The organism is Micromonospora sp. IBSANI012, from assembly GCF_052814045.1.
The window spans coordinates 1,079,839-1,095,956 of record NZ_CP199933.1 but is presented as its reverse complement, the minus strand read 5'-3'; the positions used below and the strand labels follow the sequence as shown (position 1 = coordinate 1,095,956).

The following is a 16,118-nucleotide window of genomic DNA, read 5'->3' as shown; positions in this document are numbered from 1 at the left end:
GCGATGGTCACTGGTGGCGGCGGTCCGGCCCGGCGAACCCGACATATCGCGCGGGTGGTGCCGCCACCGGCGGTTATCCGGTTACGCCCACCGCGAACGATCCGGCACGATGGCTCGGATGGAGCCTGTGGAGATCATCGAGGACGGCCTGCTGCTACGCCCCTGGCAGGCCACCGACGCGGACGCCGTGCACCGCGCCTGCCAGGACCCGGACATCCAGCGCTGGACCACCGTACCGCGCCCGTACCTGCCGGAACACGCCCACGGGTTCGTCACCGGCATCGCCCGGACGGCGTGGGCCGAGAGCACCGGGGCGCCGTTCGCGGTCTGCGACGCCGGCACCGGCGAGCTGCTCGGCTCCTGCGGCCTCGTCTCGATCGACCGCGGCTTGGACTCCGCCGAGATGGGCTACTGGACCGCGCCCTGGGCGCGCGGCCGGGGCGTCACCGTCCGAGCCACCCGGGCGGTCGCCCGCTGGGCGTTCGACGCGCTGAAGCTGCGCCGGCTGGTCTGGCAGGCCGAGGTCGGCAACCACTACTCCCGGCTGGTCGCGCTGCGCGCCGGCTTCCGGGTCTCCGGCGAGCTGCGGCTGGCCCACCCGGCCGAGGGCGGCCGGACGGCCGGCTGGATCGGCTCGCTGCTCCCCGGCGAGGTGCCCGCGCCGGGCGAACCCGGGCCGGCCGGCCCGGACACCCTCGACGCCCGCCGGGCCGCCGTCTTCGGTCGGCCGCAGCCCGTCCTCTTCGTCACGGCGGGCGACACCGAGCTGCGGCTGCGCCCGATGGAGGAAGGCGACCTCGACGCCATCGTCGAGGCCTGCCGCGACCCCGACACGGTCCGCTGGACCACCGTGCCGCACCCGTACCAGCGGGAGCACGCCGAGGGCTTCCTGCGGGACTTCGCCGAGGCGGCCTGGGCCCGGGGCACCGGGGCGTACTGGACCGTGGCCGACCCCGACGACCGGTACGTGGCCTCGGTCGACCTGCGCATCGGCTCCGACCCGCTCGGCGGCAACGTCGGCTTCATGACCGCCGCGCACGCCCGGGGCCGGGGCTACATGCCCGCCGCGGTGGGTGCGCTGGCCGCCTGGGGTTTCACCACCCTGGGCCTGGCCCGGATCGAGTGGCTGGCGCTGGTCGGCAACACCGCCTCCCGCCGGGTGGCGGAGAAGGCGGGGTTCTCGTTCGAGGGCACCGCCCGGGCCCGGCTGACCGCCCGCGACGGCGGCCGGGGCGACGCCTGGGTGGCCGCGCTGGTCGCCGAGGACCTGGCCCGGTGACCCCGGAGACCATCGAGGCGGACGAGGTCCGGCTGCGCCCGTTCCGGCTCGACGACGTCACGGACACCGCCACCGCCTGCGCCGACCCGCTCACCCGACGGTTCATCTCCGGCATGCCCGATCCGTACACCGAGCAGAGCGCCCGGTGGTGGATCACCGAGGGCGCGCCGGCCGCCTGGGCCACCGGCGGCGCCGCGTACGCGATCGCGGACCCGGCCTCCGACCGGTTGCTCGGCGGGATCGGGCTGAGCCAGCCGGTCCCGGCCCGGGGCCAGGCGGAGATCGGCTACTGGGTGGCGCCGTGGGCCCGCGGCCGGGGCGTGGCCACCGCCGCCACCCGTGCGCTGGCCGGGCACGCCTTCGCCGCCGGCGCGGCCCGGCTGGAGCTGCTCACCCACGAGGAGAACGCGGCGAGCATGCGGGTGGCGCTCGCCGCCGGCTTCCGGTACGAGGGGGTCCGCCAGGCCGCGAACCCGACGCGCGGCGGCGGGCGGCACGACCTGTGGGCCTGGGTACGCCTCACCGACGACCCCGCCGGCCCGACGCCCCGGGCACTGCCGGACCTGCCCGACGGCCGGCTCACCGACGGCGTGGTGACGCTGCGCCGGCTGACCCCGGCGGACACCGACGCGCTGTACCGGCTGCACACGCTGCCGGAGGTGGTGGCGAGCCGGGTACGGCAGGTCCCGCCGACCCGGGCGGCGATCGCGCGGCGCTGCGCCGTCGCGGAGAGCGAATGGCTGGTTGGCAGCTCGGCCGACTTCGCGCTCTGCGACGCGGGCACCGGGGAACTGGCCGGCGGCTGCGCGATGATCTACGACGAGCCGGCCACCGGCCAGGCGATGCTCGGCTACAGCCTGCTGCCCGAGGCGCGCGGCCGAGGGCTGGCCACCCGGGCGGTGCGTCTCCTCGCCGACTGGGCCTTCGGGCCGGTCGGGCTGGCCCGGCTCTGGGCCGGTACCGCGCCGGAGAACGTCGGCTCCCAGCGGGTGCTGGAGCGAGCCGGGTTCCGGCGGGAGGGGCTGATGCGGGGTCGGCTCCCCGGCCGGGACGGCGTCCGGGCGGACGCCGTGCTCTACGCGCTGCTCGCCGACGACCCGCGCTGAACGCGCGCCGGCCACCGGAGCCGGGATGGGCGAACCACCCGGCTCCGTGACCGGCTGCGAGGGGTGGACAGAGGTCAGACGTCGAGCGAGATGATGCCGTAGTCGTACGCGTGCCGCCGGTAGACGACGCTCGGCCGGCCGGTTTCCTTGTCGTGGAACAGGTAGAAGTCGTGCCCCACCAGTTCCATCTGGAACAGGGCGTCGTCCACGGTCATCGGCTCGGCGGGGTGCACCTTGGCCCGGGCGATGTGCCAGGGCTGGTCGTCGTACTCGTCGGCGGGCTCCTCCTCGACCCGTTCGGCCACCGCGGTGGCCGTACCGCCGGACGGGGCGGCCAGCTCGGCCACCGGCAGATCGGCGGTGGCGGCGGCGACGGAGAGCGGCGCGTGCCGGCCCCGGTGCACGCGGCGGCGGTCGGCCGCCCGGCGCAGTCGGGTGTCCAGCTTGGCGATGGCCGCGTCGAGCGCGCTGTAGAAGTCGTTCGTGCAGGCCTCCGCCCGGATCACCGGCCCTCGGGAGACACAGGTGATCTCCACGCGTTGGCAGGTGTCGGACTGGCGGGGATTGCGTTCGTGGAACAACTCCACGTCTACGCGGATGAGCTTGTGGTCGTAGCGTTCGATTTTTGCGAGTTTCTCAGCTACGTGCACCCGGTAATGGTCCGGCACTTCGACGTTTCGGCCCTTGACCACGATGTCCACGTGACCTCCCTTTTTCGGATGGTCGTCTGATCTTCAATCCGGTCGACCGACCCTGGGAGCATCCCTGCGGCGTCGACCGGTCAGGTACGGCTACGCCTCCTTCCACCGTCGGGGATGGGTTTGGAACCTCCTACCCCCGACAGGAAAACGCTAACTCCTGTTCGGCCGGCAGTCACCCCCAGTTGTCGAAGACGCTCTGGAATTTCACACCTCATACACCATGGGGTGAAACGGAAACACGAAGCGTCACCAATGGCGTCGTTTTTGCGTTGCCGCGAGCACCGCCGCGACGTTTGGCGTTATTCCCAGGCCCCGCAATGTGCGGGCCACCGCGGCCAGGGTCGCCCCGGTGGTGAGGATGTCGTCGAGCACCACCACGCTCCGCCCGCCGGCTTCACGCCCACCCCGGCCCGCGCGGGCCCGGAACGCCGACGCCGCCGCGGCGGCCCGCCCGGCGCTGTCCAGCGCCACCGAGTCGGGCCGGGGCAGCGCCCGCAGCGGTCGGGCCGTCCGCACGTCCCACCCCGCCCCGCGCAGCCGCCGGGCCGCGTGCCGGGCCAACCGACCCAGGTGGTCGCCGTAGCGGGACCGGGCCGCCGCGGCGGTGTCCGGCACCGGCACCAGCAGCACCGGTCGCACCGGGCCCACCGCGGCGGCCACCACCTCGGCCAGCAGCGCGCCCAACGGCCCGGCCAGGCCGTGCCGACCCCGTTCCTTGTACGTCAGCAGCGCCTCCCGCAACGGCCCGGCGTATGGGCCGAGGGCGTGGCAGGGCGGCAGGTCGGGCGGGGCGGGGGTGGGGCGTACCGGGGCGGGGCGCAGCGCCTGGAGAGCGTCGGCGCAGGCCGGGCAGAACCCCCGCCGACTCGCCGAACCGGTCCGCCGGCAGCCCGCGCACCCGCTCGGCAGCACCAGGTCGGTCAGGTCCGCCCAGAGCCCGCCGACCGCCCGCACGACGGCCTCAGTACAGGAAGAAGGGGGCGGTCGGGCTGCCCGGGCGGACGCCGGCCGGTGGCGGCGTCACCTCCAGCACCTGGTCGCGCCGGATGGTGTCCGGCGAGGGATACCGGTAGGCGACCCCGTTCGCCTCGTACATGATCAGCGCGCTGGGCAGCGGCACCACCGGGTTCGTCGGGTACGCGGCCAGGTGCGTCACCCGGGCGCCCACGTCGGCCACCAGCGCGGTTTCCAACGCGCCGTCGGTGCTCACGTAGTAGACCGCCGACCGGTCCGCCGTGCCGGCCACGACCAGGGTGTTCTCCGCCGCCCAGTCGACCGCCGACAGGTCGCGCAGCGAGGTGGCCACCGCGCGGGCCGGGCCGACCGAGACCAGGCCGCCGGCCAGGTTCACCGCCGCCAGGTGGAGCCGGCCGCCGATCACCAGGGCGAGCCGGTGCCCGTCCAGCGAGCCGGCCACCGCCGTCACCCGGCCGGAGGCGGTCAACGGCACCGGGACCGTCCGGGCCCGGTCGTCGAAGCGGTAGAGCTGGCCGTCCGCGACCACCAGCCCGTACGGCTGGCCGGGGTCGAGCGAGCGCAGCCACACCGGGCGCCCGATCGCGCCGAAGGTCTGGGTGCCCCGGTGGACGCCCTCCACCGTGGCGGTGCCGGATCCGACGGCCAACCGCTGCCGGCCGCCCGGGGCGCTGACCACCAGGGCGGCGAAAGTCCGGTCCTCGACCCGGCTGAGCCCGGCCGAGACGATGTTGCGGTTGTCGGCCGGCAGGAGCGGCACCAGCCCGCTGGCCTCGCCCGGGAAGCTCAGCGCGTGGACCGCGCCGTCGTAGACGGTGAACCGCTGCGGGGTGTCGTCGACCGGGTAGAGCGGGTGCGCCAGGCGGTGCTGCTTGAGGTCCGCGATCGCCACCCGGGACTGGTTGCGGGTGGTGAGCTGGAGCTGGCCGTCCAGCTCCGGCAGCGACCAGGCGAGCTGGATGCCGATCCTGCCGAGTTCGCGGTTGTCGTCACCCGGCAGTTCGAGGGTGACCTCCCAGCGGCCGTCCGTCTCGATCGCGTTGTTGATCAGCGCGGTGCGGTCCGGCAGGGGCCGGGCAGCCGGCCGCAGCCACTCCGACGGGCCGGCGAGCAGCCACTTGACCGCCTCGCTGACCCGCCGCTCGTCCGGCACCGCCAGCGGCAGGTACCGCTGGTCGGCGACCAGGCGGGTCTGGTCGGAGTTCCAGAAGTAGACCGGCCGGGTCTGGTAGTACTCCTGCAGCGCCCCCTCGCTGAGCAGCAGCACGTTCGGCGGATCGGTGACGAAGAGGCCGGCCTCCTCGGTGCCCTGCTGCCCGGGCGAGATGGCGCCGCGCAGGGTGAACCGGTACTCCCGCTCGGTCGCCAGCGGGGGAGCCAGGACGCCGTTGGACCGCAGCACGCCGATCTGCTGCACCCGCAGGAGCACGGAGAAGAGCCCGTTGGCGTTCTCGGTGATCACCGGGGCCTCGGTCAGCCGGATGACGTTGACCGCGACCTCGCTGCCCTGCTTCTCCTGGAGGCGGCTCTTGTTCTCCGGCGCGATGAACTGCTTGACCCGCGCGTACGCCCGATCCGGCTCGCCCGCCGCGGCGGAGAGGAAGTTGCGGACGAAGGTCTCCCGGTCGGTGCCGGCGGCCGCGCGGGCGGGCGGCTCGCTGCGGCGGAAGCTGGACGAGCCCGCCGCCACCGCCGGCCCGGACCCGTCCACCTGCACCTCGGTGTTCTCCGGGATGCCGCAGCCGGCCACGGCCAGCAGCGCGGCGCAGAGCGCCCCGGCCAGCGTCCGCCCGCGCGCCGCCCTCACGGCGTCCCCTCGGTTCGCGACTGCGCGGCTCGCCACACCGGCTCACTCCGCGCGCTCACGGCGTCGGCCCGAGTTCGCGACTGCGCGGCTCGCCACACCGGCTCACTCCGCGCGCTCACGAGTGCACCTCCGCCCGGTCGTCGTCGGCGGCCGGGGCCGGCCCGATGGCCAGCGCGCCCTCGCCGGTGGTGCCGATCGCCAGCAGCTCGTCGGGGCGGGGGCCACCGAACGGCAAGGCGGCGTCGGCCGGCACCAGCCGCAGCGGCGAGGTGGTCAGCCGATCCCCGGCGCGGGCCGGCAGGGTGAGCCGGAACTGGGCACCCTGCCCGGGCGCGCCCCACGCCTCCAGCCAGCCGCCGTGCAGCCGGGCGTCCTCCAGGCTGATCGACAGGCCCAGGCCCGTCCCGCCGGTCTGCCGGGCCCGGGACGGGTCGGCCCGCCAGAAGCGGTTGAAGACCAGCTTCTCCTCCCCCGGCTTGAGCCCGACGCCGTGGTCGCGCACGGTGATCGCGACGGCGGTCTGGTCCATGCCGAGGGTGATCAGCACCGGCTTCGCCTCGCCGTGCTCGACCGCGTTGCCGACCAGGTTGCGCAGCACCCGCTCGACCCGGCGGGGGTCGACCTCGGCGATGACCGGCGTGGTCGGCACGTCGAGGTGGATCGGCACGCCGACCCGCTCGGCCAGGCCGGCCAGCCGGTCGGCGACCCGGTGCACGACCGGCACCAGGTCGGTCGGCTCGGCGTCGAGCATGGCGAAGCCGGCGTCGAAGCGGCTGATCTCCAGCAGGTCGGTGAGCAGCTCCTCGAACCGGTCCAGCTCGGCCTGGAGCAGCTCGGCGCTGCGGGCGACGGCCGGGTCGAACTCGTCGCGCTCGGCGAAGATCAGGTCGGCGGCCATCCGGACGGTGGTGAGCGGGGTACGCAGCTCGTGCGACACGTCCGAGGTGAACCGGCGCTGCAACCGGGACATCTCCTCCAGCCGGAGGATCTGCCGTTGCAGGTTGGTCGCCATCTGGTTGAACGAGGCGGCCAGCAGGGCAAGGTCGTCCTCGCCGTTGACCACCATCCGCTGGTCGAGCAGGCCGGCGGAGAGCCGCTGGGCGGTGCGGGCGGCCACCCGGACCGGGGTCACCACCAGGCGGGTGACCAGGGCGGCGAGCAGGCCGAGCAGCAGCACCAGGGCCACCCCGGTGGCGAGCACGGTGGCCCGGGCGTCGGCGGCGGTGGCGTCCTGCCGGGTCAGCGGCACCAGGTAGTAGAGCTCCAGCTGGCCGAACCGGGTCGGCACCGGCGAGCCGTACACCAGGTACTTGGTCCGCGCGCCGCCGAGCCGGCCGGTGCGGACCTGGTGGGCGACCTTGCCGTCCGCGACGGCGGCCCGCAGCTCCCGGCTGATCAGCGGCCGGACATCGGTCGCCGGGGAGGTCCGGGTCTCGATGATCCCCGCGTAGCTGTCGGCGGTGATCGCCACGACCACCCCGCTGGTCTGCTGCGGGTCGCCCCCGGCCAGGTAGTTGACCGTGCCCTCGATGGTGTCCTGGAGCTGGGCCTCCTGCGGCTGGCTGTAGAGGTTGAACTGCTTCGCCGAGTAGTCGCTGCCGCTGCGCAGCCGCAGCAGCACGTCGGTCTGGGCGTTCTCCACCAGGATGTTGGTGATCTTGTCGGCGATCAGGTAGGCGAAGCCGCCGACCAGCAGGCTGGAGGCCACCAGCGTGATGGTGACCACCCGCACCTGCAGCGACCGGCGCCAGGTCTGGTGCAGGCCGAGGCCCTGACTCACCAGGGCACGGCAGAGCACCCGCGCGGCGGGTCGCCAGCCGGCGGGGGTCCGGGAGTGGGGGGTCGGGGAACTGGTCACGGTGCGACCAGGCTATCCGGTACCCGCCTTGTAGCCCACGCCCCGAACGGTGAGGATGATTTCCGGGCGCTCCGGATCCGGCTCGATCTTGGCGCGCAGCCGCTGCACGTGCACGTTCACCAGCCGGGTGTCGGCCGCGTGCCGATAGCCCCAGACCTGCTCCAGCAGCACCTCGCGGGTGAAGACCTGGCGCGGCTTGCGAGCGAGCGCGACCAGCAGGTCGAACTCCAGCGGCGTCAGCTTCACCTCCTCGCCGTCCCGGCTCACCGTGTGCGCCGGCACGTCGATGGTGATCTGGTTGCCGGGCGGCCCGATCGTCAACATCTCCGGGGCGACGTCCTCGCCGCGCCGCAGCCGGGCCCGCATCCGGGCGACCAGCTCCTTGGGCTTGAACGGCTTGACCACGTAGTCGTCGGCGCCGGACTCCAGCCCGAGGACCACGTCGACGGTGTCGCTCTTGGCGGTCAGCATCACGATCGGCACGCCGGATTCGGTCCGAATCGCCCGGGCCACGTCGATACCGCTCATACCGGGCAACATCAGGTCGAGCAGCACGATGTCGGGTCGATTGTCCCGGAACGCGGCCAACGCCCGTTCCCCGTCGGCGACGAACGAGGGCAGGAAGCCCTCGCTGCGCAGGACGATGCCGAGCATCTCGGCGAGCGCGGGGTCGTCGTCGACCACCAGTACCCGGGCTCTCATGGGATTTATGTTTCCATCCCCGTTCAGTTCGGTGGGATCGGCGTCACCCGGCACGGTACTGCCGTGAGTGGTGTCACCGCACGTCCCACGCGGAAGATCGCCGCCGAAGGTCATCCGCGAGGGCCGCGCGGCGTGCGGGTCCACCCGATCGGACGGGCCGTGTCACCATGATCCCCCGGGTGCCCCGCGCCCGCCACCGACACCCGTCAGGAGCAGGAGTACGCGTGCCCGACGTCGGCCCGACCGCCGTGCTCCCGAGGCGCCCGCTCACCGTCGGCGAGCTGCTCGACTCGGCCGTGCTGCTGCTGCGTACCCAGGGCCGGCTGCTGCTCCCGCTGGGCGCCCTGTTCGCGGTCGGCGAGCAACTCCTCCTTTACCCGCTGCGGCTGGCCGCCGGCGTCGAGCCGCCGACCTGGCTGCTGCGCGGCGACGGGATCGCCCCGGTGTGGTTCCTCCTGGCGCTGGGCGCGGCGAGCGAGGCGGCGATCGTCACGCTGCTCGGCAACCCGGCCGCCCGGGCTGCCGGCGCCGCGCTGCTCGGTCGCCGCGCCGGCGTACGCGAACTGCTCCGCCCCCGGGATGCCCGCTACGGCGCCACCCTGCTCCTGGCGCTCCTGGTCGGCCTCGTCGTCATGCTCGCCGGCCTGATGGGCCCCCTCTGGTTCGTCGCGTACGCCCTGTTCGGCTCCGTCGCGGCGGCGCTGGCGGTGGACCGGCTGCCGGTGCACCGGGCCGTCGGCCGCGCGGCGCGGCTCGCCGTGCGCGGCGGCGGGCAGGCCGGCGCCGTCCGGCTGCTCGGCTACCTCGGCTGGTGGATCCTGCGGATCGGCCTCGGCCTGGGCGTCCTCACCGGGCTCGACTCCCTCGACCTGATCGATCTCGGCGACCCGGCGCTGGCCCAGGTCGCCGCCATCACGGTCTGGGCCGGCGTGAACACCGTCGCCTACCCGGCGCTGGCCTGCCTGGACGCGGTGATCCACCTGGACAACCGGATGCGCACCGAGGGCCTCGACATCCGGCTCGCCCGCTCCCCGGCCGGCCTCGCCGAGCCCGTCCTGCTGGCGGCCGACCGATGAGCTTCAGCCGCTGGTGGACCGAGGCCACCGCCGCGCTCGGCGACCTGCTGCCGCTGCCGCTCGCGGCGCTGCTGCTCGTGCTGGCCGCCGGGCTGGCCGCGCTGGCCTGGTACCACTGGCCGGCCTGGGTGCCGCGCCGACTGCCCCGGCTCCGCCGCCGCCTCCGGCTGCCCGGACTCCGCCTCCGGCTGCCCCGATTCCGCTTCCGGCTACCCCGGCTCCGGCTGCCCCGGCTCCGCTTCCGGCTGCCCCGCTGGCGGCGGCGCCGCCGGACCCGGCCCGTCGCCGAGACCCCGGAGCTGCCCCGGCCCCGGGCGGGCGACGCGGCACCGACCCCCGGGCCGGCGCTCTCCCTGGCCGACCGGCTGGCCGCCGAGGGCCGCTTCGCCGAGGCGGTACGGGAACGGCTGCGCGGCATGGTCCGCCGGCTGGTCGCCACCGGGGCGGTCGAGCAGCGCCCCGGCATGACCGTCACCGAGCTGACCGAGGCGGCGGCCCGCAACCGGCCCCCGGTCGACCCGACGCTCCGCGCGGCGGGCACGATCTTCTCCGAGCTCTGGTACGCCCGGCGTACCGCCTCCGCCGAGCATGACCGGCGGATGCGGGAGCTCGCCGACGAACTGGACCGGGTGCTGGCCGGCGGTCCGGAGGAGCCGCGATGACCGCCACCGCCGCACCGCCGGCCGCCACCTCGACCGCCCCGCCCCCGCCCCGGCGGCGACGCCGCTGGCACCGGCTGGTGATCCCGTTCGCGCTGGCCGCCGTGCTGCTCACGATCACCGTGGTCACCCACGCGGTCGACCAGCCGGACGCCACCGAGCGGGGTTACCTCTCCCCGGTGGCGACCGGCGACGACGGCGGCAGCCGGCTGGCCGAGGCGCTGCGCGGGCAGGGCGTCACCGTGCAGCGGGAGACGGACACCCTGCGCGCCCTGCTGGCGCTCGACAGCGGCCCGGCGACGCTCTTCGTACCGCAGCCGGAGCTGCTGCACCCGGACACCGTCGGCGCGCTGGGCGAGCTGCCGGCCGGCCGCCGGCTCATTCTGGTCGACCCGTCCCTGCGGGTGCTGGAGTCGGTGGACCTGCCGGTGGTGCGGGCCGACCGGCGCTGGGCCACCCGGGCCGTCGCCCCGGACGCCGACGGGGTGCCCTGCCCGCTGCCGGAGGCCGCCCGGGCCGGCACCGCCGCCGCCCAGCTCCAGCGGTACGCCCCGCGGGCCGACTTCGCGGCCACCCTGCGCACCTGCTACTCCGGCGGGCTGGTGCACCTGGCCTGGGCGGCGGACGTGGTGGTGATCGGCGCCGGCGACCCGTTCCGCAACGACCGGATCGGCGAGTGGGGCAACCAGGCGCTGGCCACCGGGCTGCTCGGCGGCCACGGCCGGGTGGTCTGGCTCGACCTGGACGGACCCGCCCCGCCCCCGCACTTCGGCACCGGCACCAGCGGCGAACCCGCCTGGTCGCCCACCCCCGGCGGCTCGACCACCTACGGCAGCGGTGACGGCAACGGCGGGCAGCCCGGCGACGGCTACCCGGGCGGCTCCGGCGACCCGTCGGAGGGCGACGACCCGTCCGCCGGCGACGAGCAGGACCAGGGGCAGGGCCAACCGCCGGACCGGCAGAACCCGCTCTGGGCGGCGTTCCCCGCCTGGTTCTGGGCGCTGCTGGTGCAGCTCGCGCTGGCCGCGCTGCTGGTGGTGCTCTGGCGGGCCCGCCGACTCGGCCCGCCGGTCGCCGAGCCGCTGCCGGTGCGGGTGCGCTCCGCCGAGACGGTCCTCGGCCGGGCGCGGCTCTACCAGCGCGCCCGCGCCCGTGGCCCGGCCGCCGACACGCTGCGCGCCGCCGCGCTCGACCGGCTCGCCGCCCGGCTCAACCTGCCCGCCACCACCCCGCCCGCGGAGGTGGCCGCGCTGGTCGCCGCGCGGACCGGCGGCACCACCGACGAGGCGCACGAGCTGCTGTACGGCGGGGAGCCGTCCTCCGACGCCGAACTGCTCGCACTGGCCCGGTCGCTGGACCGGGTGACCCGTACGGTCGCGGCACCCCCCGACCACCCGACCGAAGGAGACCTCCGGTGACCCACCCCGTCGCATCCGCCGCGACCGCGACCGCCGGCGCGGACGACGCCCGTGCCGCCCTGCACCGGCTGCGCGCCGAGGTGGCCAAGGCGGTCGTCGGGCAGGACGCCGTGGTCACCGGGCTGGTGATCGCACTGCTGTGCCGGGGGCACGTGCTGCTGGAGGGCGTACCGGGAGTGGCCAAGACGCTGCTGATCCGGACGGTCGCCGCGGCGCTGGACCTGGATTCCAAGCGGGTGCAGTTCACCCCCGACCTGATGCCGGGCGACGTCACCGGGTCGCTGATCTTCGACCCGCACACCGCCGCGTTCACCTTCCGGGAGGGGCCGGTCTTCACCAACCTGCTGCTCGCCGACGAGATCAACCGGACCCCGCCGAAGACCCAGTCGGCGCTACTGGAGGTCATGGAGGAGCGGCAGGTCTCCGTCGAGGGCGCCCGCCGGCCGCTGCCCGACCCGTTCATCGTCGCCGCCACCCAGAACCCCATCGAGTACGAGGGCACGTACCCGCTGCCGGAGGCGCAGCTGGACCGGTTCCTGCTCAAGCTCACCGTGCCGCTGCCCACCCGGGACGAGGAGCTGGGCGTGCTGCGGGCCCACCACGCCGGCTTCGACCCGCGGAACCTGACCGCCGCCGGCGTACGACCGGTCGCCACCGCCGCCGACCTGGCCGCCGCCCGGGAGGCGGTCGGCCGGGTGTACGTCGCCGAGCCCGTCCTCGGCTACATCGTGGACCTGTGCCGGGCCACCCGGGCCACCCCGGCGCTGGAGCTGGGCGCCTCGCCCCGGGGCGCGACGGCCCTGCTCAACACGGCGAAGGCGTGGGCCTGGCTGGCCGGGCGGGACCACGTCACCCCGGACGACGTCAAGGCCACCGCCCGGCCGACGCTGCGGCACCGGCTGCGGCTGCGCCCGGAGGTGGAGCTGGAGGGCGTCGGCGTGGACGCGGTGCTGGACACGGTGCTCGCCACCGTGCCGACGCCGCGATGACCTGGCGGGCGGCCGTCCTGCTGCTGGGGGGCGCGCTGACCCTGCCGGCGTGGCCGGACCCGTTCCTCGGGGTCGTCGCGATGACCGGCGCGGTGCTGCTGCTCTGCGCCCTGGACTGGGCGCTGGCCGCGCCGCTGCACGCGGTCACCGCCACCCGTGAGGGCGACCGGACCGTCCGGCTCGGCGGCACCGCCACCGTGGCGCTGCGCCTGGCCAACACCTCCGGCCGTACGCTGCGCGCCCAGGTCCGCGACGCCTGGGTGCCCTCGGCGGGGGCCCGGCCGGACGTACCGCCGGGGCGGGTCGTGCCGGTGGCGGCGGGCGGCGACGCGCTGCTGCCCAGCCGGCTCACCCCGAGCCGGCGCGGCGACCGGCCCGCGGTGGCCCTGGCGGTGCGCTCGCTGGGCCCGCTGGGGCTGGCCTTCCGGCAGCGCGCCGGGCGGCCGGTCACCCCGGCCTGGACCCTGCGGGTGCTGCCGCGCTTCGACTCCCGGCGGCACCTGCCGGAGAAGCTCTCCCGGCTGCGGGTGATCGACGGCATGCAGGTCACCCGGGGACGCGGCCAGGGCACCGAGTTCGACACCCTGCGCGAGTACGTGGTCGGCGACGACGTCCGCTCGATCGACTGGCGGGCCAGCGCCCGGCGGGCCGACGTGCTGGTCCGCACCTGGCGGCCGGAGCGGGACCGCCGGCTGGTCTGCGTGCTGGACACCGGCCGCACCTCGGCAGTGCGCGTCGGCGACGAGCCCCGGCTGGACACCGCGATCGACGCGGCGCTGCTGCTCACCGCGCTCGCCGCCCGGGCCGGCGACCGGGTCGACCTGATCGCCGCGGACGCCGCGATCCGGGCCACGGTCACCGGCAGCGGACGCCCCGCCCTGCTCGGCAAGCTGGTGACCACGCTGGCGCCGCTGCAACCGGCGCTGGTGGAGACGGACTTCGAGCTGATCGTCGGGGAGATCCTCCGCCGGGAGCGGCAGCGCAGCCTGGTGGTGCTCTTCACCGCCCTGGAGGCCGGCGCGCTGGGCGAGGGCCTGCTGCCGGTGCTGCCCCGGCTGGCCGCCCGGCACCGGGTGGTGGTGGCCGCCGTGCACGACCCGGTACTCACCCGGCTGACCACCGCCGCGCCGACCCGGCCCGAGGACGCCTACGCGGCGGCGGCGGGCTGGCGGGCGCTGGCCGAGCGGGACCGGGTGCGCGCCGCCCTCGCCCGGTACGGCGTGACCGTGGTGGACGCCCCGGCGGACCGCCTCGCCCCCACGGTCGCCGACACCTACCTCCGCCTCAAGGCCCTCGGCCAACTCTGACCCCCCCGGCTCCCACCCCCCGCTCCCGCCCGCAGCGGTGATCAAGAAGTTTCGGTCACGACACGCCATGCCGGCAGACCAAATCTTCTTCATCACCGCAGCGGAGGCAGTGGCGGGAGCGGCCGGGTGGGGCGGGAACGGGCGGGGTGGGGGCAGGGAGGGCGGGTCAGCGGCGGGTGGGGTCGGCGGTCCGGGTCGGGGGGTGCCAGGCGCGGGCGGGGTCGGTGGAGGGCCAAAGTTCGGCCAGCCAGGGGTCGGTGCGCTCGGCGGCGACCGACTCGGCGGCGACCGCCCGGCGGCCGAGGACCACCACGTACCCGAGGAAGCCCAGCCAGACCGTGGCCCCGAGCGCCACGCGCAGCGCGATCGGCACCGGCGCCGGGGTGACGAAGGCCTCCAGCAGCGCGGACACCGCGAAGAGCCCGACCAGGCCGACGGCGACCAGGATCGCCGAGCGGCCCGCCTCGGCGACGGCCCGGCCCCGGGTCAGGTGCGCCGGCGGAGAGATCCACGCCCACGCCGTCCGCAGGCCCACCCCGGCGGCGACGAAGACCCCGGTCAGCTCCAGCAGGCCGTGCGGGGTGATCAGTCCGAAGAAGACGTCGGCCCGGCCGTAGGAGACCATCACGCCGCCGACCACGCCGACGTTGAGCGCGTTCTGCCAGAGCAGGTAGAACACCGGCACCACCAGCACGCCGGACGCCAGGCACTGGGCGGCGATCCAGGCGTTGTGGGTCCACAGGTGGAAGGCGAAGGTCGGCGCGGAGAACTCGGTGTAGTAGCCGGCGAAGCCCGACTCGACCAGGTCGGCCGCCGCCTGCGGGCCGATGAACGCCGCGGCGGTTTCCGGGTGGCCGGCGACGTACCAGATGAGGAAGCCGCTGAGCAGGCTGAACCCGGTCGCCACCGCGCACCACCACGGCCAGGCGCGGTAGACGGCACCCGGGAAGCCGACGGTGAGGAACCGGGCCACCGCGGACCAGGACGCGCCGCGCCGCCCGGTCACCCGGGCCCGGGCGCGCAGCACCAGCTGGGAGAGCCGGCTGACCAGACCCGGGTCGGGTGAGCGGCTGCGCAGCGCGGACAGGTGGGTGGCGGCGCGCTGGTAGAGCGCCACCAGCTCGTCGACCTCGTCGGCGTCCAGCCGGCGCCGGTCGCAGAGCTGCTCCAGTCGCCGCCACTCGTGTTGGTGCTCGGCGACGTACGCGTCGAGATCCACTCGTCCTCCCCCGTCCGGCGCTCATAGTGTTCACTGTGCGGGTGAGAGCGCAACCACCGGTGCCCGCCGCGACCGGCGCGGCCGACCGTTCCCCGACGGGCGCCGACGCCGGCCTGGTCAGCGGCGAGGCCGTCCAGTTGGACGTGCGGGCGGCCCGGCTGGGCTCCCGGGTGCTGGCGCTGCTGCTGGACGTCGCGGTCCAGCTGGTGCTGGTGGTGCTGCTCGCGATGGCGCTGGCGGGCCTGTCGCTGAACGCCCTGCCCGGCGTGGACGGCGCCCTGCTGAACGCGCTGGCGACCGTCCTGCTGGTGCTGCTGCTGGTCGGCTACCCGGTGCTCTTCGAACGCTTCAACCACGGCCGCACGCCGGGCAAGATGGCCGTCGGGCTGCGGGTGGTCAGCGCCGACGGCGGCCCGGTCGGGGTACGGCAGTCGCTGAGCCGGGCGCTGGTCGGGGTCGCGGTGGAGTGGCCCGGTCTGGTGCTGCCGCTGCTGAGCTGGGTCGCCGGCGTGGCGGTGATGCTCACCGACCGGCGCGGCCGGCGGCTGGGCGACCTGGTGGCCGGCACGATGGTGGTGCACACCCGTACCCAGCAGCCCTGGCTGCCGGCACCGATGATCATTCCGCCGCTGACCGGCTGGGCGGTCAGCCTGGACCTGACCCGGCTGGACGACCCGCTGGCCCTGGCCCTGCGGCAGTACCTGACCCGGGCGCACCGGTTCGCCGAGCCGTCGCGGACCCTGCTGGCGCGGGCACTGTGGAGCGAGGTGGCCGCGGTGACGACGCCGCCACCGCCGGCCCGCGTACCGGAGCCGCTGCTGCTGGCCGCCGTGCTGGCCGAGCGCAACCGCCGTGGGGCGCTGCGGCTGCGTCGGGCCCGCACGCTCACCGCCAGCCTCTGGCCCGAGCTGTCACCGACCCCGGCCACACCCGCCGTACCCGTCGGGGCGACCGCGGACGGCCTCCGGCCCGCGGTCCCGGCCCCCCGCCCCGCGTCGGGCCCGCCGGCGCCCCCGGCCTGA

The 16,118-nt window shown here is 75.7% G+C and carries 14 protein-coding genes; 8 read left to right on the top strand and 6 right to left on the bottom strand.

What is annotated here, in order from left to right; translation table 11 throughout:
* The first annotated feature begins 118 nt into the window (after positions 1–118).
* Both ACTWM8_RS05290 and ACTWM8_RS05285 read left to right on the top strand, forming a co-directional pair.
* A complete protein-coding gene (locus tag ACTWM8_RS05290; protein ID WP_446212800.1) occupies positions 119–1,279 on the top strand; it encodes a GNAT family N-acetyltransferase in 1,161 nt (386 codons plus the stop codon).
* The gene (locus ACTWM8_RS05285; RefSeq protein ID WP_446212799.1) at positions 1,276–2,385 is read left to right on the top strand and encodes a GNAT family N-acetyltransferase; all 1,110 of its coding nucleotides are present in this window, start codon (positions 1,276–1,278) and stop codon (positions 2,383–2,385) included. The genes ACTWM8_RS05290 and ACTWM8_RS05285 overlap by 4 nt, the downstream gene beginning before the upstream one ends.
* Before the next feature lie 74 nt (positions 2,386–2,459).
* Here the strand turns inward: ACTWM8_RS05285 and hpf are convergent, their stop codons facing one another.
* The 5 genes from hpf to mtrA form a co-directional block, all read right to left on the bottom strand.
* Positions 2,460–3,086, bottom strand: a complete 627-nt coding sequence (gene hpf, locus ACTWM8_RS05280) for a ribosome hibernation-promoting factor, HPF/YfiA family (protein ID WP_446212798.1) — start codon at positions 3,084–3,086, stop codon at positions 2,460–2,462.
* A 246-nt stretch (positions 3,087–3,332) separates the two neighbouring features.
* On the bottom strand, positions 3,333–4,040 hold the full coding sequence (locus tag ACTWM8_RS05275; protein WP_446212797.1) for a ComF family protein: 708 nt from the start codon (positions 4,038–4,040) through the stop codon (positions 3,333–3,335).
* 7 nt (positions 4,041–4,047) lie between these two features.
* Positions 4,048–5,868 carry an LpqB family beta-propeller domain-containing protein gene (locus ACTWM8_RS05270; protein ID WP_446212796.1) on the bottom strand — a complete coding sequence of 607 codons (1,821 nt, stop codon included), beginning with the start codon at positions 5,866–5,868 and terminating at the stop codon, positions 4,048–4,050.
* A gap of 115 nt (positions 5,869–5,983) precedes the next feature.
* Positions 5,984–7,648, bottom strand: a complete 1,665-nt coding sequence (mtrB, locus tag ACTWM8_RS05265) for an MtrAB system histidine kinase MtrB (RefSeq protein WP_446214476.1) — start codon at positions 7,646–7,648, stop codon at positions 5,984–5,986.
* 90 nt (positions 7,649–7,738) lie between these two features.
* Positions 7,739–8,428: an MtrAB system response regulator MtrA gene (gene mtrA / locus ACTWM8_RS05260; protein WP_154939275.1), complete on the bottom strand. Its 690-nt coding sequence runs from the start codon at positions 8,426–8,428 to the stop codon at positions 7,739–7,741.
* A 224-nt stretch (positions 8,429–8,652) separates the two neighbouring features.
* Here mtrA and ACTWM8_RS05255 point away from each other — a divergent pair, with 224 nt between their 5' ends.
* Genes ACTWM8_RS05255 through ACTWM8_RS05235 form a run of 5 tightly spaced genes read left to right on the top strand, consistent with a single transcriptional unit; the run spans position 8,653 to position 13,877 of the window.
* Positions 8,653–9,504, top strand: a complete 852-nt coding sequence (locus ACTWM8_RS05255; protein ID WP_446212795.1) for a hypothetical protein — start codon at positions 8,653–8,655, stop codon at positions 9,502–9,504.
* Positions 9,501–10,166, top strand: a complete 666-nt coding sequence (locus ACTWM8_RS05250; protein WP_446212794.1) for a DUF4129 domain-containing protein — start codon at positions 9,501–9,503, stop codon at positions 10,164–10,166. Before ACTWM8_RS05255 ends, ACTWM8_RS05250 begins: the two co-directional genes overlap by 4 nt.
* A complete protein-coding gene (locus ACTWM8_RS05245) occupies positions 10,163–11,581 on the top strand; it encodes a DUF4350 domain-containing protein (protein WP_446212793.1) in 1,419 nt (472 codons plus the stop codon). Before ACTWM8_RS05250 ends, ACTWM8_RS05245 begins: the two co-directional genes overlap by 4 nt.
* Positions 11,582–11,640: 59 nt before the next feature.
* Positions 11,641–12,570 (top strand): AAA family ATPase, encoded by a 930-nt coding sequence (locus ACTWM8_RS05240; RefSeq protein ID WP_446214475.1) that lies wholly within the window; start codon positions 11,641–11,643, stop codon positions 12,568–12,570.
* A complete protein-coding gene (locus ACTWM8_RS05235; RefSeq protein ID WP_446212792.1) occupies positions 12,567–13,877 on the top strand; it encodes a DUF58 domain-containing protein in 1,311 nt (436 codons plus the stop codon). Before ACTWM8_RS05240 ends, ACTWM8_RS05235 begins: the two co-directional genes overlap by 4 nt.
* A gap of 166 nt (positions 13,878–14,043) precedes the next feature.
* On the opposite strand, the gene ACTWM8_RS05230 is transcribed toward ACTWM8_RS05235, so the two are convergent.
* The gene (locus tag ACTWM8_RS05230) at positions 14,044–15,096 is read right to left on the bottom strand and encodes a stage II sporulation protein M (RefSeq protein WP_446212791.1); all 1,053 of its coding nucleotides are present in this window, start codon (positions 15,094–15,096) and stop codon (positions 14,044–14,046) included.
* A gap of 41 nt (positions 15,097–15,137) precedes the next feature.
* On the opposite strand from ACTWM8_RS05230, the gene ACTWM8_RS05225 reads away from it, so the two are divergent.
* Entirely contained in the window at positions 15,138–16,118 is a 981-nt protein-coding gene (locus ACTWM8_RS05225) for an RDD family protein (protein ID WP_446212790.1), read from the top strand.